Origin of the sequence: Paractinoplanes brasiliensis (assembly GCF_004362215.1) — a bacterium.
In the GTDB taxonomy this organism is placed as follows: domain Bacteria; phylum Actinomycetota; class Actinomycetes; order Mycobacteriales; family Micromonosporaceae; genus Actinoplanes; species Actinoplanes brasiliensis.
On the sequence record NZ_SNWR01000002.1, the window covers coordinates 2,060,605 to 2,079,906 of the forward strand.

At 71.0% G+C, this 19,302-nt stretch carries 18 protein-coding genes; 8 read left to right on the forward strand and 10 right to left on the reverse strand.

What is annotated here, in order from left to right:
- Positions 1–58: 58 nt before the first annotated feature.
- Positions 59–577: a PepSY domain-containing protein gene (locus C8E87_RS41275; RefSeq protein WP_133878770.1), complete on the forward strand. Its 519-nt coding sequence runs from the start codon at positions 59–61 to the stop codon at positions 575–577.
- A 1-nt stretch (position 578) separates the two neighbouring features.
- Here the strand turns inward: C8E87_RS41275 and C8E87_RS41280 are convergent, their stop codons facing one another.
- Both C8E87_RS41280 and C8E87_RS41285 read right to left on the reverse strand, forming a co-directional pair.
- Positions 579–1,715, reverse strand: a complete 1,137-nt coding sequence (locus tag C8E87_RS41280) for a GDSL-type esterase/lipase family protein (protein WP_133878771.1) — start codon at positions 1,713–1,715, stop codon at positions 579–581.
- A 5-nt stretch (positions 1,716–1,720) separates the two neighbouring features.
- Positions 1,721–2,293, reverse strand: coding sequence for a TetR/AcrR family transcriptional regulator (locus C8E87_RS41285; protein WP_133878772.1), 573 nt, complete (start codon positions 2,291–2,293; stop codon positions 1,721–1,723).
- 133 nt (positions 2,294–2,426) lie between these two features.
- Here C8E87_RS41285 and C8E87_RS41290 point away from each other — a divergent pair, with 133 nt between their 5' ends.
- Positions 2,427–3,953 carry a sensor histidine kinase gene (locus tag C8E87_RS41290; RefSeq protein WP_239080562.1) on the forward strand — a complete coding sequence of 509 codons (1,527 nt, stop codon included), beginning with the start codon at positions 2,427–2,429 and terminating at the stop codon, positions 3,951–3,953.
- Positions 3,954–3,959: 6 nt separating this feature from the next.
- Here C8E87_RS41290 and C8E87_RS41295 read toward each other — a convergent pair whose 3' ends face one another.
- The gene (locus tag C8E87_RS41295) at positions 3,960–4,892 is read right to left on the reverse strand and encodes an eIF2B alpha/beta/delta subunit family protein (protein ID WP_133878773.1); all 933 of its coding nucleotides are present in this window, start codon (positions 4,890–4,892) and stop codon (positions 3,960–3,962) included.
- Positions 4,893–5,126: 234 nt separating this feature from the next.
- On the opposite strand from C8E87_RS41295, the gene C8E87_RS41300 reads away from it, so the two are divergent.
- Positions 5,127–5,423 carry a putative quinol monooxygenase gene (locus C8E87_RS41300; protein WP_133878774.1) on the forward strand — a complete coding sequence of 99 codons (297 nt, stop codon included), beginning with the start codon at positions 5,127–5,129 and terminating at the stop codon, positions 5,421–5,423.
- Entirely contained in the window at positions 5,423–6,319 is an 897-nt protein-coding gene (locus C8E87_RS41305; protein ID WP_203720886.1) for an alpha/beta hydrolase, read from the forward strand. The genes C8E87_RS41300 and C8E87_RS41305 overlap by 1 nt, the downstream gene beginning before the upstream one ends.
- A 21-nt stretch (positions 6,320–6,340) precedes the next feature.
- Here the strand turns inward: C8E87_RS41305 and C8E87_RS41310 are convergent, their stop codons facing one another.
- The 6 genes from C8E87_RS41310 to C8E87_RS41335 are packed head-to-tail and all read right to left on the reverse strand — an operon-like array spanning position 6,341 to position 12,463.
- Positions 6,341–7,357 (reverse strand): LacI family DNA-binding transcriptional regulator, encoded by a 1,017-nt coding sequence (locus C8E87_RS41310; RefSeq protein WP_239080572.1) that lies wholly within the window; start codon positions 7,355–7,357, stop codon positions 6,341–6,343.
- Between the two features lie 15 nt (positions 7,358–7,372).
- The gene (locus C8E87_RS41315) at positions 7,373–8,326 is read right to left on the reverse strand and encodes a ribokinase (protein WP_133878776.1); all 954 of its coding nucleotides are present in this window, start codon (positions 8,324–8,326) and stop codon (positions 7,373–7,375) included.
- On the reverse strand, positions 8,323–9,222 hold the full coding sequence (locus C8E87_RS41320) for a carbohydrate ABC transporter permease (protein ID WP_133878777.1): 900 nt from the start codon (positions 9,220–9,222) through the stop codon (positions 8,323–8,325). Before C8E87_RS41320 ends, C8E87_RS41315 begins: the two co-directional genes overlap by 4 nt.
- Positions 9,219–10,145, reverse strand: a complete 927-nt coding sequence (locus C8E87_RS41325) for a carbohydrate ABC transporter permease (protein ID WP_133878778.1) — start codon at positions 10,143–10,145, stop codon at positions 9,219–9,221. The genes C8E87_RS41320 and C8E87_RS41325 overlap by 4 nt, the downstream gene beginning before the upstream one ends.
- Positions 10,145–11,485, reverse strand: a complete 1,341-nt coding sequence (locus C8E87_RS41330; protein ID WP_133878779.1) for an ABC transporter substrate-binding protein — start codon at positions 11,483–11,485, stop codon at positions 10,145–10,147. The genes C8E87_RS41325 and C8E87_RS41330 overlap by 1 nt, the downstream gene beginning before the upstream one ends.
- A 24-nt stretch (positions 11,486–11,509) precedes the next feature.
- Positions 11,510–12,463 (reverse strand): nucleoside hydrolase, encoded by a 954-nt coding sequence (locus tag C8E87_RS41335; protein WP_166661453.1) that lies wholly within the window; start codon positions 12,461–12,463, stop codon positions 11,510–11,512.
- A gap of 357 nt (positions 12,464–12,820) precedes the next feature.
- Here C8E87_RS41335 and C8E87_RS41340 point away from each other — a divergent pair, with 357 nt between their 5' ends.
- Complete coding sequence (locus C8E87_RS41340; RefSeq protein ID WP_133878781.1) at positions 12,821–13,858, forward strand: DUF2157 domain-containing protein; 1,038 nt, start codon at positions 12,821–12,823, stop codon at positions 13,856–13,858.
- A gap of 46 nt (positions 13,859–13,904) precedes the next feature.
- Here the strand turns inward: C8E87_RS41340 and C8E87_RS41345 are convergent, their stop codons facing one another.
- Entirely contained in the window at positions 13,905–14,336 is a 432-nt protein-coding gene (locus tag C8E87_RS41345; protein WP_203720885.1) for a sporulation protein, read from the reverse strand.
- Between the two features lie 620 nt (positions 14,337–14,956).
- Here C8E87_RS41345 and C8E87_RS41350 point away from each other — a divergent pair.
- From C8E87_RS41350 to C8E87_RS41360, 3 genes are read left to right on the forward strand one after another with little or no spacing between them, the layout of a single operon-like run.
- Positions 14,957–16,648: a glycosyl hydrolase family 18 protein gene (locus C8E87_RS41350; protein WP_166661454.1), complete on the forward strand. Its 1,692-nt coding sequence runs from the start codon at positions 14,957–14,959 to the stop codon at positions 16,646–16,648.
- A gap of 27 nt (positions 16,649–16,675) precedes the next feature.
- Positions 16,676–17,578 (forward strand): ABC transporter ATP-binding protein, encoded by a 903-nt coding sequence (locus C8E87_RS41355; protein ID WP_438866554.1) that lies wholly within the window; start codon positions 16,676–16,678, stop codon positions 17,576–17,578.
- A complete protein-coding gene (locus C8E87_RS41360; RefSeq protein WP_133878783.1) occupies positions 17,575–19,200 on the forward strand; it encodes an ABC transporter permease in 1,626 nt (541 codons plus the stop codon). Before C8E87_RS41355 ends, C8E87_RS41360 begins: the two co-directional genes overlap by 4 nt.
- Positions 19,201–19,302: the final 102 nt, after the last annotated feature.

The window sequence follows — 19,302 nt, forward strand, 5'->3', positions numbered from 1 at the left end:
TCGCGCATGGTGTGTCAGCAGCACTCATCCATCGCAGCAGGGAAGGCCGATCACACCCATGAACACCGCCAAGCTTCGTAGCAAGCGCGTCATCGTCACCACCGCCGCTGTGGCCGCCCTCGCCGTCGGAGGGGGCGTGTGGGCGACCGCCGCGAACGCCGACGGCGAGGTCAGCGGCGGCGACCGGGACAAGGCCGGCAACGCCGCGGTGCAGGCCGTCGGCGGCGGCACCGTCCTCGACGTCGAGACCAGCGACGACCAGGGCGAGGCGTACGAGGTCGACATCCGCAAGACCGACGGCTCCGAGGTCGAGGTCGTGCTCGACAAGGACCTGAAGGTGCTGAGCCGGCAGGCCGACGACCCGGACGCCGCCGGCCCCGCGCTGACCGACGCCCAGCGCACCTCCGCCGGGAAGGCCGCCCTGGACGCGGTCGGCGGCGGCACCGTCCTGGACGTCGAGGCGAGCGACGACCAGGGCGCCGCCTACGAGGCCGAGGTCCGCGACTCGGGCAACAAGGAGTGGGACGTCGAGCTCGACGAGGCCTTCAAGGTCCTGAACAAGACCGAGGACAACTGAGTCAGGCGAACACCCGCGCGGCGAAGCGCCGGCCGATCAGCCGGTGCGTCGCCGCGTCCGGGTGCAACTGGTCGGGCAGCGGGTGCTCGGCGTGGTCCGCCTCGCCGTACAGGTCGAGCCCGTCCACGTACGTCAGGTTCGGGTCGGTCTTGGCCCGCTCGGCGGCGATGCGGGCCAGTTCCGTGCGGATCACCCGCAGGGTGAGCTTGCCCGCGGCCTGTTCGGCCGGGTCGCCGGTGGCCACGAACCCGATCCGGCCCTCGCGCAGCGCGGCCACGTCGAACGCGCCGGGACCGGGCGTGTCCTCGTGGATCGGGCAGTAGATCGGCGACACCACCACCAGCGGCGTCGAGGGGTGGCCGTCGCGGATCGTGTCGAGGAAGCCGTGCACGGCCGGGCCGAACGCGCGCAACCGCATCAGGTCGGCGTTGACGATGTTGATGCCGAGCTTGACGCTGATGAGGTCGGCCGGCAGGTCACGCATCGTCCGGGCGGTGAACGGGTCGAGCAGGGCGCTGCCGCCGAACCCCAGGTTGGTCAGCTCGACCCCGCCCTCGGCGGCCGCGATCGCGGGCCAGATCGTGCTCGGGGTGGCGGCGTTGGAGCCCTGGCTGATCGAGCTGCCGTGGTGCAGCCAGCGGGGCCGGCCGGACGGCGGGGCGGGCTCGATCGGGGCGTCGCTGCGCAGCTCGACCAGCTCGGTGCGTTCGTTGTGCGGCAGCCAGATCTCGACGGTTGTGAGCTCGCCGGGCAGGCCGGTGAACACGGCCCGGCCGGGCTCGCCGGGAACCGCGCCGACGGCCCCGGTCGCCATGTCGACGGTCACGGTGGTGCCGCCGGCGACCGTCTGCTGTGCGACCAGGACGCCGTCCGCGTACAGGTCGTAGACGCCCTCGGGCCGGGGCGGCGCCCCACGGTAGATCAGCTTCGTGGGAACGGTGACGAGTTCGACGCGAGTCGCCCTTGTGCGGAACACGACCCGTACGGCGGAAGGTTGTGCCTCGACGGTCGCGAGCTGGGGGTCGGCGCACTGGGCCCGCGCCCGGGCCGGAAGCCGGTGCGGCAGCAGCCCGTACGGGGTCTGCTCGAGCTCGACGGCGCCGCGGATCAGCTCGGCGGTCATGGGTGTGGTGATCATTGGTGTCATCCTTTTCGGGGCCAGTGGCGCAGAGCCGCGTCGAGCGCGTCGAGAATGCGCGCCCAGGACTCGTCGGCGCCGGGTCGGCTGTGATCGAACGCACCACCCGCTTCCTGGGTGATGTAGCCGTGCAAAGCACTGCCGATCAGCCGTACGGCGTGGGTGTGCTCGGTGCCGGGAAGCTCGTAGCCGTGCAGGATCGCGCGGATCATCTCGGCGTGGCGCGGACCGGCACTCGCCAGGGCGGTCTCGTGGTCGAGCCGAGCCTGGGCCGCCGCGTAACGGCCGGGATGCTCGCGGGCGTAGTCACGGTAGGTGCTGCCGAGGGCGACCAGCGCGTCCCGGCCCGCTCGACCGGCCAGCGCGGCGGCGGCCCGGTCGGCCATCTCGGCCAGCGCCAGCAGGGTGACGCGGGTGCGCAGGTCGTCGGCGTTGCGGACATGCGCGTACAGGCTGGCGACCCGCACCCCGACCCGGCGCGCGACGGCCGACGGCGTCACCTGCTCGAAGCCCGCCTCGTCGGCCAGTTCCGCGCCGGCCACCGCGACCCGCTCGGCCGTCAGCCCCTTCCGTGCCACGGTCACTCCCTTCCTAATACCGCTAGGCTACAACCTAAAGACTATAGGAAGCGAACACGTACGGGTTAATTGCAGTGCGGCAAACGCCGTGGTTCATACTGCCGTCTCACGCCTACCCCCAGGACGGTCATCAGTGGACAGCTTGCGTGTCAGGACCTGGACGATGCGCCGCCGCGTGCTCATGCTCTTCGCCGTGGCCGGGGTGCTGCTGGCCGGCCTGGGCACGGTCGCCGCGATGACGGCCGTCGACAGCAACCGCAATCTCGACGTGCTGCTCGACAAGACCGGCCCGATGCGCGTCGCCGGTCAGGAGCTCTACTCGGCCTACCTCGATCAGGAGACCGGCGTACGGGGTTTCGCGCTGAGCCGATCCGCGAAGAACCTGCAGCCGTACGAGCGGGGTGTGGCCGCCGAGAAGGAGCTGCTCGTCCGCATCGACCAGCTCAACGGCCCCCGCGGGCGTGCCGCCATCCGCACCGGCCTGCAGCGGGTGCGGCAGCTGGCCGACCGGTGGCGCGCCGACGTGGCCAACCCGGTGATCGCCGCGGGCGCCTCCGGCTCCAGCCTGGACGAGGCGGCCAACGACTCCCGGTTCAACGCCCTGCGGACGGCAGTCGACACGCTGCAGGCCGACATCCTGGCCCTGCGCGACGAGGCGGCCGCGGCGGCCCGGCGCACGGCGTCGGTCCTGGTCGTGCTGGAGATCGTCGCCGCCGTCATCCTGGCCGTGGTCGGCGGGCTCATGCTCCTGCTGCTGGACCGGCTCGTCAGCCGCCCGATCGCCGAGCTGGCCCGGCAGGTGCGGCGGGTGGCCGGAGGCGACTTCGAGCGCCGGATCGTCTCGGCCGGCTCACCGGAGCTGGTCAGCCTGGCCGGTGACGTCGACGGCATGCGGCAGCGGATCGCCTCCGAGCTGTCCGAGGTGCGCGAGGCCCGTACGCAGGTCCTGGAGGCCAACCGGCAGCTCGAGTTCAAAGCCGACGAGCTGAGCCGCTCCAACCGTGACCTCGAGCAGTTCGCCTACGTCGCCTCGCACGACCTGCAGGAGCCGCTGCGCAAGGTGGCCAGCTTCTGCCAGCTGCTGCAACGCCGGTACGCGGGCAAGCTGGACGAACGCGCCGACCAGTACATCGCGTTCGCCGTCGACGGCGCCCAGCGCATGCAACGGCTGATCAACGACCTGCTCGCGTTCTCGCGCGTCGGGCGGCTCACCACGGGCTTCGCTTCCGTGCCGCTCGACCGGGTGCTGACCGAAGTCCGCTCACAGCTGGAGTCGCGCGGCGGTGACGTCTCGTGGTCGGCGATGCCCACCGTCGAGGGCGAGGAGCCGCTGCTCACCACCCTGTTCGCCAACCTGATCGGCAACTCGCTGAAGTTCCGCCGCCCCGACGTGCCGCCGGTGGTGCGGGTGAACGCCGAACGCGACGGCGACGAATGGCGGATCAACGTGCGCGACAACGGCATCGGCATCGAACGGGAGTTCGCCGACAAGGTCTTCGTCATCTTCCAGCGCCTGCACCCGCGCGAGGCCTACGACGGCACGGGCATCGGCCTGGCCATCGCCAAGAAAATCGTCGAATACCACGGCGGCCGCATCTGGCTCGACCTCGACGTCGACGAGGGCACCTCGATCTCGTTCACCCTCCCCGTCCCCGCTTGACCTTGCTCACGGCTCGACGCACGGGCTCGCGGCGCTCAGGCTGCTCCGGTACGCGGCCAGCATGCCGCCCGGCGCCACCAGTCCCGCCTCGGTGACGTACGCGGTGATCAGCTCGGGCGGCACCGGCTCGAAGAACTGGTTCCACACGGCGACCCGCCCGTCCTCGGCCGGCTCCCAGCCGTCGCTGAGCTCGGCGCCGGGCCGCAGCTCCATGCCCACCTCGGACGGGTCGCCGTCGAAAACCTTGGCCAGCTCGGTCACCCCGTACAGGGGAACGCCGTGATATCGGCAGGCCAGCGCGAGCGGAAGCGTGCCGATCTTGTTGACCAGCGTGCCGTCGGCGAACACGGCGTCGGCTCCCACGATCGCCACATCGGACTGTCCGACGGCGACCGCCATCGCGGCGTCCGAGAACAGCGTCACCGGCACGCCGGAGCCGGCCAGACTCTCGACCAGGCGCCGGGACTCGCGGTACGGGCGGGACTCCGTCACGCCGATCGACACGTCCGGCACAGTGGCGACCACCCGCCCCAGGACGCTCTGCAGCGAGGCCGAGTTCGAGTGGGTGAGCACCCGCGCGCCCGGCTTCACGATGTCGGCGCCGCCGCCGGCCAGCGCCTCGACCGCCCGCTCGGAGCGGGCCACAAACGCGCGCATGGCCGCCGAGACGGCTTCGACAACCGAGCGCGACGACCCGTCGGTGGCGTCGGCGGTGGCCAGCGCGAGCGTCACGGCATTGCGGACGGTGGCCATCGACGGCTTGGTGCGGTTCGCCCAGGCGCAGACCTTCTCGAGCTCGGCGCGCGTGCGGGCGGGCTCGGCAGCGCCCAGCGGCTCGAGGGTGAGCTCGATGATGCGCGCCACCGTGCGGCCGAACATGCTGCCGCCCGGAACCATGTTGCCGGTCACGGCCCGGATGAGGTCCTCGAGCTCGGTCATGTGTCGCCCTTCGGATGCGGAGGCGGGCGCCGCCGTGGCCTGACGGGCTCGTGAGCGAACCCTATTTGGTGATCTTGCATGGGCGCCACAAGGGGGACCGGGTTACTCCTCCCGGGCGTCACCCCGGCACGATTGTGCAAGTGTCAGCGAGGATCGCCATATCGCATCGGCTGCCCAGGCTGCGAAAGTTGATCCATCGACGGAACACGCTTCACCAGTGAATGGGAGAATCAGATGCACGGCTTCCACGCCACGATGACCGCCCGGGCCGGGCACGCCGACGAGGTGGTGGCGCTGCTGCTCGACGCGCCGGCGCTCGCCAGCCCCGACTGCGTCGTCTTCCTGGTCGGACGCTCGGCCGGCAACCCCGACGTCATCCATGTCACCGAGGGCTGGACCAGCGCCGGCGCCCACGCCGCGTTCTTCGCCACCGCGCCGGCGCAGGCCCTGGTGGCCCGGCTGCAGCCGCTGCTCGACGGCGACTCCGCCTACACCGACGAGGTTCCCGTCGGCGGAAAGGCGGCGTTCTGATGCTCGACGCCGAACTGGGAACACTGCTCGCCGGCATGCCACCGATGCCGCCGCTCACCTCGGAAACCCTCAACCTCATTCGCCCGTACGCGGCCCCGCCGTTCCCTTCGCGCGACGACGTGACGCGGCGGGAAGTGACCATCCCCGGCGCACACGTCCCGCTGACCGTCCTCAGCCCCGCCGGCGAGCTCCCCTCCGGTGCTCCCGGCATCCTCTGGCTTCACGGCGGCGGCATGGTGATGGGCAACCGCTACTCGCAGATCGACATCCCCCTGGAGTGGCTGGCCGAGTTCGGCGCGGTCGTCGTGTCGGTCGACTACCGCCTCGCCCCGGAAGCGCGGGGCGTCACGCCGGTCCTGGACTGCTACGCCGCCCTGGAGTGGCTTGCGGCGAACGCGGCCGAACTCGGCGTTGACCCCGAGCGAGTGGTGGTGGCGGGCGCGAGCGCGGGTGGTGGGCTGGCCGCCGGGGTCGCGCTGCTCGCCCGGGACCATGGCGGGCCGGCCATCGCGGCGCAGGTGCTGATCGGGCCGATGCTCGACCACCGCAATCGCGCGGACTCGACATCGCCGGGCACCTGGAGCCGTGAGGCCAACGAGTTCGCCTGGGGCTGCCTGCTGGGCGGCCCGCACAGCGACATTCCCCCGTACGTGTCCCCCGCGCTCGCCGGCGACCTGTCCGGCCTGCCCCCGGCGTACGTCGACGCGGGCTCGGCCGAGCTGTTCCGGGACGAGGACGTCGCGTACGCCAACCGGATCTGGGCCGCGGGCGGGCAGGCCGAGCTGCACGTGTGGGGCGGCGGGTTCCACGGTTTCGACGCCCTCTTCCCGGGTGCTGCCCTGTCGGCGGCCGCACGTGTCACCCGTACGGGCTGGCTCTCGCGCCTCCTGTCGTGACGCCTCTCGTTCCGAGTCAGTTCACGGGGAGCAACCGCAGGTGTGGCCCACCACCAGGTTGCCGGTCAGCCGGACGCGGGCGGGTGGAGTGCCGGGGTGGCGGATGTCCTCAAGCAGGTGGGCGCAGGCGATGCGGGCCAGGTATTCGGTGTCCTGCCGCATCGTGGTCAGCGGCGGGATCGTGAAGCGGGCCGCCCGGGTCCCGCCCATCGACACCAGAGCCACGTCGTCGGGCACGCTCAGTCCCAGCTCCCAGCAGGCGTGCAGCGCACCGAACGCCTGGACGTCGGAGGCCACGAACAGCGCGGTCGGCCTGCGGCCGTACACGGCCCAGGGCCGGCCATGTTCGCTCAGCAGCAGGCCGGCCGCCTGGTAGCCGCCCTCCTCCCCCGCGTCCGCGAGCGCGACCAGACCGTCCGAGGCGGGCCGGCCCGTACGCCGCTGCTGGCCCCGCCACCCGGCCAGTCGCAGCCCGTCGGCACTGACGTAGGGCGGGCCGACGATGCAGCCGATCAGGTCGTGCCCGTGCACCTGGAGGTGGTCGACCGCGCGGGCGGCGTCGCTCTCGTCGTCCATGCTGACCGTGGACAGGGAACTGTCGGGGCGTTCCTCGAGCACCAGCACCGACTGGTCGACGCCGGCGAGCGCCGCACCCGACAGCGACACGCCGGACGTGATGATCAAGCCGTCGGTCTGGCGGTCGACGAATGTCCGGAGCAGGCGTTCCTCGCTGGAGCGGTAGCCGTAGGTGCTGGCGGTGAGGGTGAGGTAACCCTGCTCGGTGAGCGTTCGCTCGATCTCCTCGGCCAGGGATCCGTAGAACGGGTTGCTCCGGTTGGGCGTGAGCAACCCGATCGTCTGTGTGCTGCCTCCGCGCAGCGCGCTCGCGATCGCGTTGGGCCGGTAACCCAGCTGGTCGATCGCCGCCAGGACCCGTTCCCGGGTGCGGGCGGCGACCGGCCGGGGTCCGTTGTTGAGGACGTAGCTGACCACGGCCGGGGAGACGCCGGCGGCCCGCGCCACATCCGAACGTGTCACTGCCAAGTGGTGCTCCTAAGGGTGGATCTCGGCGGGCTCGAGTCCGAGGTCCGCCGGCGAAGGATACGACGACTGGGCACCCGGGCTCTGCACCGCGAACGTTCCGGCCCGTACGCCCACGGTCACCGCGTCCCTCAGATCAGCACCGGCGGCGAGCCGGACTGCCAGTGCCCCGACGAAGGCGTCACCGGCGCCCGTGGTGTCGACGACGGCTGTCGGCCTCGGGGCCGGGATGTGCCCGCTGTCCTGCGCGTCGGCCCAGCAGGCGCCCTCAGCGCCGACGGTGACGACCACTGAGCGGCTGCGTGTCCGCAGCTCGGTGACCGCTCGCAGGGCCGCCTCGGCGCCGCGGACCTCCCAGCCCAGCAGGCCGCTGGCCTCGGCCTCGTTGAGCACCAGCGGATCGCAGTGGGCCAGGAGTTCGCCGGCCACCGGCTGGTAGGGCGCGAGGTTGAGGATCACCCGGGCTCCGGCCGCGGCCGCCGCGGTGATGGCGGCGGTGATGATCTCGGGCAGCACCTCCGCCTGCACGACCATGGTGGCGGCGCCGGTCTCGGCGGTGATCCGGCTGACCGTACGGTGGACCCGCTCGCTGGTCAGCGCGAAGTTGGTGCCGGGCACAACGGTGATCGAGTTCTCGCCCGAGTCGTACACGAGGACCAGGGCCAGGCCCGTACGCCCCCGGCTGATGATCTCCACATTGGTGGTGTCGACGCCCTCGGACCGCAGTTCCCGGATGAGTTGAGCCCCGTCGGCATCGTCCCCGACCGAGGCCACGAAGCTGACGTCGCCGCGCAGCCGGGCCATCGCCACGGCTTGGTTGGCCCCCTTGCCGCCGGGCTGGTTGAGCAGATCGGTGGCCAGCACGGTCTCACCCGGCCCCGGCGGTTCGGCCACCCGGACGATGTAGTCCTGGTTGGCGGATCCGACGACGATGATGCCCGCCGTGCCGGGAAGGTATGTACTCACTTCTCTCCACTTCCGATCGAGAGGCGTCCGAAGAAGCGCTGGAGCACGAACATGCTGATCGCGGGCACGAGGGTGAGCACGATGGTGCCGGCGAAGTTCTGCCCGTAGTCGGCCGCGTGCTCGCCGAAGGTACCGGCAAGCGCGACCGGGGCGAGTTGCAGGTCGCTGTCGCTGACGATCAGCAGCGGCCACAGGAAAGCGGTCCACTGACCGAGGAAGATCAGCAGCGCCGAGTTCGTGAGCGCTGGTCCGCTCAGACGCGCGTACAGGGAAAAGAGGATTCTCGGCTCGGAGGCGCCGTCGAGCATCGCCGCCTCCCGGTAGGACTGAGGGATCCCCAGGAAGTACTGCCGGAGGTTGAAGATCGCCAAACCGTTGGCGACTCCGGGCAGAATCAGCCCGATCATCGTGTTGCCCAGTCCCCAGTCGGTGAACTGCTGTGCCAGCGGGATGGCGATGGCCTCGAACGGCACCATGAAGCTGATCACGATGACCGCGAAGATCAGGTTGCGGCCGGGGAACTGATAGACGGCCAGGGCGTAGGCCGCCATCGCCGACATGGCCAGGCCGATCGCGACCGACGCGATGCAGACGATGAACGAGTTGAGCAGCGCCCGGGCGAATCCCGAGTCGACCAGCAGGTGCACGTAGTTCTCGAGGGTGACCTCGGACGGGATGACCAGGTGCCGGCTCAGCGGGGACATCGTCGTGAGAATCTCGGCGTTCGGGCGGAACGAGCCGATGAGGATCCAGATCGCCGGGAGCACAAAACCCACGCCGACGAGGACGGCCACCGCGGTCAGCACGACGGTGGAGGTCTTCACCGGGCGCGGGGCCCGGCCCAGCGGGGCGACCGGCTCGGTGCGACCGGGGCGGGCGAGTTCGGTGGTCGTCATCGCGGCGTCCTCTCGTCGCGCAGCAGCCGGAACTGCAGGAGCACGAAGAAGATCATGATGGCGGTGAGGATGACGACCTCGGCCGCGCCGAGATTACGGCTGCCGTAGCCGTACGTCGTCCGGTAGGCGTCGAACATCAGCAACGTCGTGCTGTTCTGCGGGCCCCCCTGGGTGAGCAGCTGCACCGGCACGAACAGGACGAAGTTGGCGACCGTGTCGGCGACCAGCACGAACAGCAACGGGCGCCGGAGCATCGGGACGGTGATGCTGAAGAACGTCCGGATGGCGCCGGCCCGGTCGATCTTCGCCGCGTCGTACAGCTCCTCCGGAATGGCCTGCAGACCGGAGATGAGGAAAAGCATCCAGTAGCCGATGCCGATCCAGCTGGCCAGCAGGATGATGCTCGCCAGCGCCTGGTTGGGCGAGGTGAGGAACGGCTGCGGGTTGCCGCCGAGCGCGCTGAGGAGCGCGTTGACCGGCCCGTCGGGGTTCAGCGCCGCCCCCCAGGCGATGCAGGAGCCCACGATCGGCACGGTGATCGGGATGAAGACGAGGGTGCGCCACACGCCGACCGCGGGGATCTTCTGCACGAACAGCACGGCCAGCAGGAGCGCGAGCACGATCTGCACCGGGTTGATGATGACGTTGAAGATCAGCGTACGGACGATCGTGTCGACGAAGTTGGGGTCGGAGAACAGCGACTCGTAGTTGCCCAGGCCGTGGAACGTGGCCGGGATGATGCCGCCGGGAAACGCCTTGTAGAGGCTCTGGACGACGGCGCCGACGGTCGGGACGACCCGGAGCACGACGAGGGCCGCGATCGCGGGCGACAGGAAGATCGCGGCCCAGATCAGTTCCTGCCGGCGGCCGGCCCGCCGCCGCTTGGCGGCGACGGGCTCGGACGTGACGGTGGACGAAGCCATTACTGGTACTTCTTCCAGGCGGTGGTCAGCTGGGCCGAGGCGCTGTCCAGCGCCGTCTTCGCGTCGGCGCCGTTGCGGATGTCGGCGAAGGCCTGGTTGAGGATCGTCTCGAACTCGATGTAGCCGATGGTCGGGACCCGGTTGACCGCGGTGTTCGAGGTCTCGAAGTCGATGATCTTCGCGGCGTCCTTGCCCGCCGGGGAGGAGAACACCGACTTCTCGAAGTAGATCTTCTTGCCCTCCGGCGACGCGGCCAGCTCGGGGTCGGAGCGGTACTTGATGTAGCCGCCGCCCTCGTCGACCGCCATCCACTTCATGAAGACCGCGGCGGCCTCCTTCTGCTTGCTGAACGGGTTCATGGCGAGCGACCACGAGCCGGTCGGGGTGGCCGGCTTGCCGCCGGAGAAGACCGGCTGCGGCGCGACGCCCCAATCCACCTTCGACGATCCGAGCTGCGGGATCAGCCAGGGACCTTCCACGATGTACGCGGCCCGGCCGGCCACGAACGCCGGATCGGTCTCCTCGGACTTCATGCCCCTGGGTGCGACGCCCTGTTTGAACAGATCCCCGTACCAGGTGAAGGCCTTGACCCACTGCTCGGAGGTGAAGTCCGGGGTGAGGTTCTTGTCGCCGGTCGCCCCGGGCGATCCGCCGAGCTGAACCGGCAGCGGCTCCAGCTGGTAGTAGCGGTCGAACTGGCCGAACAGGAAACCATGCTGCGCGCCGGCCGACTTCGCCTTGGCGGCGTCCTTGGTGAGCTGTTCCCACGTCATCCGCTGCGCCGGGTCGGCCGACGGCTCGGGCAGCCCGGCCTTCTTCAGCAGGTCCTTGTTGTAGTAGAGCAGCTGCGTGGAGTTCGCGATCGGCAGCGCCCACAGCTTGTCCTGGAACATCCCCGAGTCGTACGCGGTGGGGTCGAACGACTCCTTGAAGCCCGCGAACGCCTCGGTCAGGTCCTCGGCCTCGCCCCGCGCGGCGAGCGCGGAGATGCGCGGCTGGTCGGCCCAATAGACATCGGGGTCGCCGCCCTTGTTGGCGATCCGCGCGTCCAGGGTGCTGTTCAGGCTGTCGAACGGGACCGACTGGTAGTCGACCTTGATGGTGGGGTGGGCCTTCTCGAAGGCGTCGATGACCTCCTGCATGTGGGCGGTCTTGAGGTCGAGAATGCTGAGCACCTTGATGGTGGCGGTCGGGTCGGTGCTCGGCAGCGACCAGCCCCCGCCGGTGCTGCCTGTGTCGCTGTCGCCGCCGGAGCAGGCGGTGAGGACGAGGGCCGAGGCAGTGGCGGCGGCCAGCCCGGCGAGCAACCGCCGCCGGCTGAAGGTGGCTGTGAGAGACATATCAGGAGAGTCCCTTCTTCTCGGTCAGAGACCGGTGATGAGTCCGAGGAAGTGTTCGGTGAAGGCATCAGCGTCGACGGAGACCGCCACGCGGGCGTTCGCGGCCGGCGGTTCCGCGCCCTCGCGACGGTCAGTGATCATCACGCCGCGGGCCTCCCCCTCACCGGTGATCACCGAGACCGTCACCTCGCGGAACTCGCACAGGTCGGGCCGGGTGAGGACGGCGACGGCCAGCGGGTCGTGCATGGCGCACGAGTCGGCCTCGAGGGGGTTGCCGGGGTACAGCGCGTGGATGTGGTCGATCCAGGCGAGGGTGAACTCGCCGGCGAACGGGGCGAAGGCCGTGCCCGCCTCGATCATCCGCTGGGCGTGCTCGCGGTTGAGGCGCGCCTGCAGGGTGACGTCGAGACCCACCCACCGCTGGGGCGCGCCCGAGCGCAGCACGGCCTGGGCTGCCTCGGGGTCGACCCAGACGTTGAACTCCCCGGGCATGTCGCGGTTGGACATGGTGCCGAAGAACATCCCGCCCATGATGACGATTTCCTTGACCGCTTCGGCGATGCGCGGTTCGAGCAGCAGAGCGGCTGCGACGTTGGTCAGCGGGCCGATGGCGACCAGGGTGATCTCCCCCGGGTGGGCCATGATGTGCTCGGCGATCGCGACGGCCGCGTAGCCGCCGGTGGGCGTCCGGGCCGAGTCACGCAACGCCAGCACATTGTCGGCGGGCGTGCGTTTGAGGTGCGGCCGGGTGTATGCGGCCGAGGCGCCCCGCACGATCGGGACGTCCTTGATGCCCAGCCGGTTCACCAGCTCACCCGTGAGGATGGTGGCGCTCTCGACGTCGGTGTTGCCGTTGACGGTGGTGATCAGGTCGAGCTCGATGCCGGGATCGGCGTATGCGAGAGCCAGCGCGAACCCGTCGTCGATGTCGGAGCCGGGTGCGCCCATGGCGAGGTCGGTGTCGAGGATGATGCGCATCGAAGCAAACCCCATTCAACTCGTGTTGACCGCAGTAAACACGAGTTGAATGTGACCGACAAGACATTGCCGAGATGTTGATGAAACATCCGTAACGTTCCGGAAACAGGTTGACTGCCCCTCTCGGGCAGGGCCGAAGGGCACTGCGCGCGGCGCCCGACGCCTGGCCAGGCCCTTCGGCCCTGGCGATTCCGGCGCCGGCCGAAGATGGTGGACGAAGGACTCGCGCCAAGGAGGGGTTCCGGTGCCCGCGCTGACCTTCGGTGTCGAAGAGGAATTCCTGTCCTCGATCCGGGGCACCGGCCGTTCCACTGAGAGCGCGGGCGGGCCGGCCGCACGGACGGCAAGGAGCACACCATGAGATCGGCGGACCTGACCCGCGAGATCGACCGCTGGGCCGACTCCGGTGTGATCACAACCGAGCAGGCGAACCGCATGCGGGCGGACCTTCCACCCGAGGCGTCGCACCGCTCGTTGATCGCCGAAGGTCTGGGGTATGTCGGCGGCAGCCTCGTCGCCATCGCCCTCATTGTCATCAGCAGTCAGTACTGGACCGAGATCGGCACGGCCGGTCGGCTCATCGTCGTGGGTCTGTCCGCGCTCGTACTGGCCTCCGCCGGCCGTCTGACACCGCCGCGCGCTGACGGTCCGGCCGGTCGGCTCCGGGCTGTCCTGTGGGCCGGCGCCACGGCCACCACGTTCGCCTGGCTCCTCCTCGCCGGACGAGACCTGCTCGGCTTGAACGCCGAAGAGGCGATGGCCGTTGCCGCGGCCGGCGCGGTGATCTGCGCCTCGGCTTTCTGGGCCGCGCATCGCCACCCGCTGCAGCACGTCGTGGCCTGGTTGTCCTTGCTCGTCATGGCGGCTGCTCTGGTCGATCTGCTGCCCGGCCCCGATCTGCTGCCCTGGGCCGGAATCTGGGCCACCGGGCTCGCGTGGGGCCTGCTGAGCTGGGGCGAGGTGATCCGGCCCGCTCACCTGGGACGCGTGCTCGGCGCTCTGGCCGCAGTGGCCGCCGCGGCCACCCTGGCCCAGGCGGGCTGGGAGGCGCTATTGGCTGCGGGCACAGTGTTCGCACTCGTGGTAGCGGCCGTCGCACTGCGTGACCTGGTCGTGCTCGTCGTAGCGGCGGCCGGCGCGCTGGTCATCGTCCCGGCTGTCACCAGCGCCTACTTCCCCGGCTCGGTCACCGCCGCGCTGGCCACCCTGACGGTCGGCGTCGTCCTGGTCGGCGCCGCCGTGGCCGTCGCTCGCGGCAGGCTCGGCCAGGCGAACGGCAGGCTCGGCCGGGCGAACGGCGGGACCACGCCAACTCCAGCGGCGGCCACGGCTGTCGCGGCGGCCGCGGTGGTGCTCCTGCTGTCCGCCGCGGGCATCCTGCTGGCCACCGTCTGAGCGGCGCGGTGACCGGATGTGGGAGGCCGGACGGCCTCCCACGTTGTCATCGCCTTCGCATACGCCGAGCCTGGGCGGTCGGTCGCGAAACCATCGGGAAGGCCGGGCGACGGCGTGCCCGCCGCTCGCGAAGCAGGCCGCGCACCACTATGAGCGCTGTGACGGCAACGATCTGGCCGCCGAGCACGATCCGATTTATATCGATCGCCGGGTGCCAGGTGACCCGGCCGTCCCGGAGCACGAAGACACCCAGGCCGCGCGCTGCCGTGCCGAAGCCGCCGCCCGAGCCTTGGGGCTGACCTTCGGCAACCGGACCGACGCCGTCCCCACCACCACCGCCGCCGCTGATCTTCGCGACCGGCAGCATCACCGTGCCGCTCCCGGCCACCGGTTCCCCGAAGACCCGGCCCGCGCCGTTCTCGGCCACCGCTTCGCGCAGAACACCGAGGACGTCCGTTTTCTCAGCCGAGGTAGTCATATCGCCCGCTCCTTCCGCACCGGTGCCGCCTTCGGGCGGCCGCGACCCACCTTCACGCTGTGCCGGTCGAGCCGGCCGCGGCAGAGTCGAAGGGCCCCTGCGCGACCCGGAAGTCACGTTCGTACGAGGCTGCGCCGGCGACGGTGGTCTCGTCCGCGCGTCATTGCCCGGCGGACCGGCTTACCGGCGTCCGGCCCCACCCGTCGCCGAGGACTTTCACCTCTGACGGGCATTGCCGCACAGCGATATGACAAGGGCGGAGGCACCGGTCCGCGGGCCGGACGACCCGCCGGGAGACGCCCATCGCTGCAGTACCTGATCGCCTGGCACCGGGACGCTCACGGTGACGGCTGCGCCTGCGTGCGCGAAAGCGAGCCGGCTGTGCAGGTGGCGCTGGCTTCGATCGCCCGCGGCGTCGGGCGGCCACGGGCGGTGCCGGCTCGCAAATCATGAGGGTCACGAGTCCCGCGGCGACAGGCCTGAAGCTCCTCTCGACGTGGCCGGCGGGTTGTCAGATCAGGCCGTCCGACGGACCGGATCAGGCCCATCGGCCATGGAAGCGCCCGGGTCCCCGGGTCAGATTGAGGGGAGGACCGACCCGCGCACGGGAGGTGGTCGGGGTGCGTACCTCTGCTGTGGGAAAGGCTCGAGGCTTTCTCAGAGGCCTGTTCGTCGGATTCGCCGCATTGCTGCTCGTCGTGGCCGCGCTGGTCGCCGCCGACGGGGCCCGCGCCGACTCGGCGCCCCGGCGGCTGGTCAACGGCTGGCTTCCGTACTGGACGACGACGGCCTCGCTGGCGTCGGTGACGGCAAACGCTGACCTGTGGGGCGAGGCGTCGCCCTTCTGGTACAGGGCCACCGGCGCGGCGACGATCAGCCCGCAGCCGGGGGCCGGTGACCGCACGGTCGTCGACGCGCTGCGCAGCCGCGGTGTCAAGGTCGTGCCCACGGTCACCGAATCCCTCAACGCTCCGGCCATGGCGGCTTTGCTGGCCGCCCCGGCGCAGCGGGCCGCGCATGTGGCAGCCCTGGTCTCCCTCGTGACCGCCAACGGGTACGACGGGATCGACCTCGACTACGAGACGATGAACTCCGGGGGCACCGCGACCGACAAGGCCGCCGTCCGCAGCGGGTTCGTCACGCTGCTGCGCGAGCTGGGCCCGGCGCTCGACGCTCAGGGCGGGTTGTTGTCGGTGACGGTCGGGCCGCGTACGCGGGCGGACGACCCGAGCTGGGCCGTGTTCGACTACGCCGGCATCGGGCCGTCCGTCGACCGCTTCCGGATCATGACGTACGACCGCCACTGGCGGGGCGGACCGCCGGGAGCGGTCGCGCCGCTGCCGTGGGTCAACACCGTTCTCACGTACGCCGTGACGGCGGTGGCCCGCGGCAAGATCGAGATCGGGGTGCCGTTGTACGGCTACGACTGGCCGGCCGACCCTGCTCAGCCCGACGGCTACGGCATCGCCACCTCCGCCAACTACCAGCAGGCCGAGGCCTTGCGGACGCAGTACGCCGCGGCCCGGCAATGGTCGGCCACCGACGCGGCGCCGTACTTCACCTACACCGATCCCACCGGTGTCCGGCACGTCGTCTGGTACAACGACGCCGAGGCCACCCGGGCCAAGATGACGCTGATCGAGAAGTACAGCGTTCGCGGCCTGGCCTTCTGGGCGGTCGCCTACGAGGACGTTCGGCAATGGCCGCTGCTGCGCTCGTACGCCGTCCAGCGAAGCACGAAGCTGACGGTGAGCGCGCCGGCGGCGATCACGTACGGCACCACAATGACCGTGTCCGGCAAGCTCTCCACCACGGCCGGCGCCGCCGTGGCCGGCCAGAAGGTCTTCCTGCAGTGGCGAAAGGCCGGCTCGTCCACGTGGGACACGGTGGCCAGCACAACAACCACATCCACCGGGGCTGTGTCGATGCGTCGGACTCCCGCCTCGAACGGGTCGTTCCGCCTCTACGCGCCGCCCTCCTGGTCGTACCTCTCCTCGGTTAGCGCCGTGGTTCCGACACTCGTGCGGTGGCGGGTCTCGGCCTCCCTGAACGACGCCACTGTCACTCGCGGCACCACCGTGCGGCTCACCGGCAAGGTCGCTCCGGTCCACGCCGGCGTCACGGTGCGGCGCCAGCGGCTGCTCAACGGCGCCTGGAGCACCGTCGCCACCACCGCGGTCCGCTCCGACGGCACGTACCGGTTCTCGTTCACCTGGCACACGAAGGGCACCTACACGTACCGCGTCATGGTCCCCGGCACGACGTTGAACACGACCGGCTACAGCGGCGCCCTCAAGCTCTCCGTCTCCTGAATCCCGTCGCACAAGGAAGTGATACCGGTGGCGAACGCGATAGCGATATCCGGGCTGGTGAAAGGCTTCGGCCGCGGGACAAGGGCGCTGGACCGCCTCGACCTGGAAGTGCGGACCGGCGAGGTGCACGGCTTCCTCGGGCCGAACGGCGCGGGGAAGACCACCACGATCCGTGTTCTGCTGGGGCTGCTGCGGGCCGACGCCGGCCGGGCCGAGGTGCTCGGCGGCGATCCGTGGCGGGACGCGGTGGCGCTGCACCGGCGGCTGGCCTACGTGCCCGGCGAGGTGAACCTGTGGCCCAACCTCACCGGTGGCGAGGTGATCGACCTGCTCGGTGACCTGCGGGGAGGCTTCGACGCCGGTCGGCGGGACGAGTTGCTCGAGCGCTTCCAGCTCGACCCGGCCAAGAGGATCCGGGCCTACTCCAAGGGCAACCGGCAGAAGGTCGCCCTGGTGGCCGCGTTCTGCTCGGACGTCGAGCTCTACCTGCTCGACGAGCCCACCTCGGGGCTCGACCCGCTCATGGAGGCGGTCTTCCAGGACGTGGTGCAGGAGTTGCGCCTCGCCGGCCGCAGCGTCCTGCTCTCCAGCCACATCCTGTCCGAGGTGGAGGCCCTGTGCGACCGGGTCACCATCATCCGGGCCGGCCGGGCGGCGGAGAGCGGCACTTTCGACGAGTTGCGCCACCTCACCCGTACGTCGGTGGCCGTCGACACCGTCGCACCGGCGGCCCCGGTGAGCGGGTGGCCGGGCGTGCACGACGCCCGTGTGCAGGGCGGCCACGCCGAGTTCAGCGTCGACCCCGACGAGCTGAACCGGGTGCTCGAGCATCTGGTCGGCCTGCAGGTCCGGGCGATGGTCACGTCCCCGCCCACCCTGGAGGAGCTGTTCAGGCGGCATTACGACGCCGAGGCGGTGACGACGTCATGAACGGCTTCGCCGGCACGACGCGGCTGGTCCGGCTCGCGGTGCGCCGCGACCGGATCACGCTGCCCGCCTGGATCCTCGGCATGGCCGCGTTCCTGGCCGCGACCACCGCCCTGTTCGACAAGCAGTACACCCAGCACCCGGCGCTGCTCGTGCCGGACACCCGGATCGTCGTCGAGAACCCCGGCATGCGGGTGCTCGGCATGGTGACCGGCGCGCACATCGGCGGGTACACGCTGCACCGCGACGCCCTGATCCTGGCCGTGCTGGCCGCGATGATGAGCGTGCTGGCGGTCGTGCGGCACACCCGTCAGTCGGAGGAACTCGGCCGGGAGGAAATGGTGCGGGCCGGAGTGGCCGGCCGTCTTTCCTCGCTGTCCGCGGCGGTGATCGTCGCCCTCGGCGCGAACCTGGTGCTGGGTGTGCTGCTGGGACTCGGCATGGTCGTCGCGGGTCAGCCGGTCGCCGGGGCCCTGGCCGGTGGGGCGTCGATCGCCCTGGTCGGTGTGGCCTTCACGGGCGTCGCCGCGGTGACCTCGCAGCTGTCGTCGACCGCGCGCGGCGCGATCGGGGTGGCCGGTGGGGCCCTCGGGCTGGCCTTCCTGTCGGCGGCGCTGGGCAACATGACCGGGACGGTCGACGCGGCTGCGCTGCGGGTCACCAGCGCCTGGCCGGCCTGGCTGTCGCCGATCGGGTGGGGCCAGCAGATGCGGCCGTTCGCCGACAACCGATGGTGGCCGGCGGCGTTCGCGGTGCTGTCGTGCGCCGTCCTTTTCGGCGCCGCGGTCGTGCTCCTCGGCCGGCGTGACGTGGGGCGCGGAGTGTGGCCCGAACGCCGCGGCGCCGCCCACGCGAGCCCGTCCCTGCTCAGCCCGGCCGGGCTGATCTGGCGTCAGCAGCGCCCGGCCCTGGTGGGCTGGGCAACCGGCCTGCTCGGCTTCGGGCTGGTGTTCGGGGCGCTCAGCGACCAGATCAAGGACCTGACCGGCGAGGCCACCGAGTGGTACGCCACCTTCGGCGGCGACGCCGGGTTGCTGGGCGCCTACTGGGCCTCGATGATGCAGATCGCCGGCATGGCCGTGGCCGGCTACGTGGTCGCCCTCGTCCTGCGGCTGCACCACGACGAAATCCGCGGAACGCTCGAGCCGGTGCTGGGCACGGCCGTGTCGCGGCTGCGCTGGCTGGGGGCGTACGCGGTGAACGCGCTGACCGGCGCGCTCGGCCTGCTCCTGATCTTCGCGGTGGCGATGGCTCTTACCGGCGCCGGGGTGCTCGGCGGCACCGCGTCGCTGATGGGCGACCTGGTCGGCGCCGCATTCGTCCAGCTCCCGGCCATAGCCCTGCTCGGTGCCGCGGTCGTGGTTCTGATCATGGCGCTGCCGCGCTGGTCGGCCGGCCTGGCCTGGACGCTGATGGTGTTCGCCGTATTCGCCGGGCCGATGTTCGGCCCCTCGCTCAACCTGCCCGCGTGGCTGCTCGATCTTTCACCCTTCACCCACGTGCCGAACGTGCCGGCCGAGGGCGCGAGTGCCGTGCCGCTCGTGGGCCTGAGCCTCGGTTTCGTCCTGCTGGCCCTGGCCGGAGCGGGTCTGCTGCGCCGCCGCGACCTGGCCCTGCCGGCGTGACGCCGCCGAACGCCGGCGTGACGCCGCCGAACGCGGCACACTGCGGCAACCCGGCATCAGCGGCGCTCGGCCGGTCACCGGTCGCCCGGCGCGCCGGCCCGG

Bases quoted from the DNA above. Each gene is read 5' to 3' on its own strand.
- C8E87_RS41275 (WP_133878770.1), top strand. From the start codon at position 59: ATGAACACCGCCAAGCTTCGTAGCAAGCGCGTCATCGTCACCACCGCC.
- C8E87_RS41280 (WP_133878771.1), bottom strand. From the start codon at position 1,715: ATGATCACCACACCCATGACCGCCGAGCTGATCCGCGGCGCCGTCGAG.
- C8E87_RS41295 (WP_133878773.1), bottom strand. From the start codon at position 4,892: ATGACCGAGCTCGAGGACCTCATCCGGGCCGTGACCGGCAACATGGTT.
- C8E87_RS41300 (WP_133878774.1), top strand. From the start codon at position 5,127: ATGCACGGCTTCCACGCCACGATGACCGCCCGGGCCGGGCACGCCGAC.
- C8E87_RS41305 (WP_203720886.1), top strand. From the start codon at position 5,423: ATGCTCGACGCCGAACTGGGAACACTGCTCGCCGGCATGCCACCGATG.
- C8E87_RS41320 (WP_133878777.1), bottom strand. From the start codon at position 9,222: ATGACGACCACCGAACTCGCCCGCCCCGGTCGCACCGAGCCGGTCGCC.
- C8E87_RS41325 (WP_133878778.1), bottom strand. From the start codon at position 10,145: ATGGCTTCGTCCACCGTCACGTCCGAGCCCGTCGCCGCCAAGCGGCGG.
- C8E87_RS41330 (WP_133878779.1), bottom strand. From the start codon at position 11,485: ATGTCTCTCACAGCCACCTTCAGCCGGCGGCGGTTGCTCGCCGGGCTG.
- C8E87_RS41335 (WP_166661453.1), bottom strand. From the start codon at position 12,463: ATGCGCATCATCCTCGACACCGACCTCGCCATGGGCGCACCCGGCTCC.
- C8E87_RS41340 (WP_133878781.1), top strand. From the start codon at position 12,821: ATGAGATCGGCGGACCTGACCCGCGAGATCGACCGCTGGGCCGACTCC.
- C8E87_RS41345 (WP_203720885.1), bottom strand. From the start codon at position 14,336: ATGACTACCTCGGCTGAGAAAACGGACGTCCTCGGTGTTCTGCGCGAA.
- C8E87_RS41360 (WP_133878783.1), top strand. From the start codon at position 17,575: ATGAACGGCTTCGCCGGCACGACGCGGCTGGTCCGGCTCGCGGTGCGC.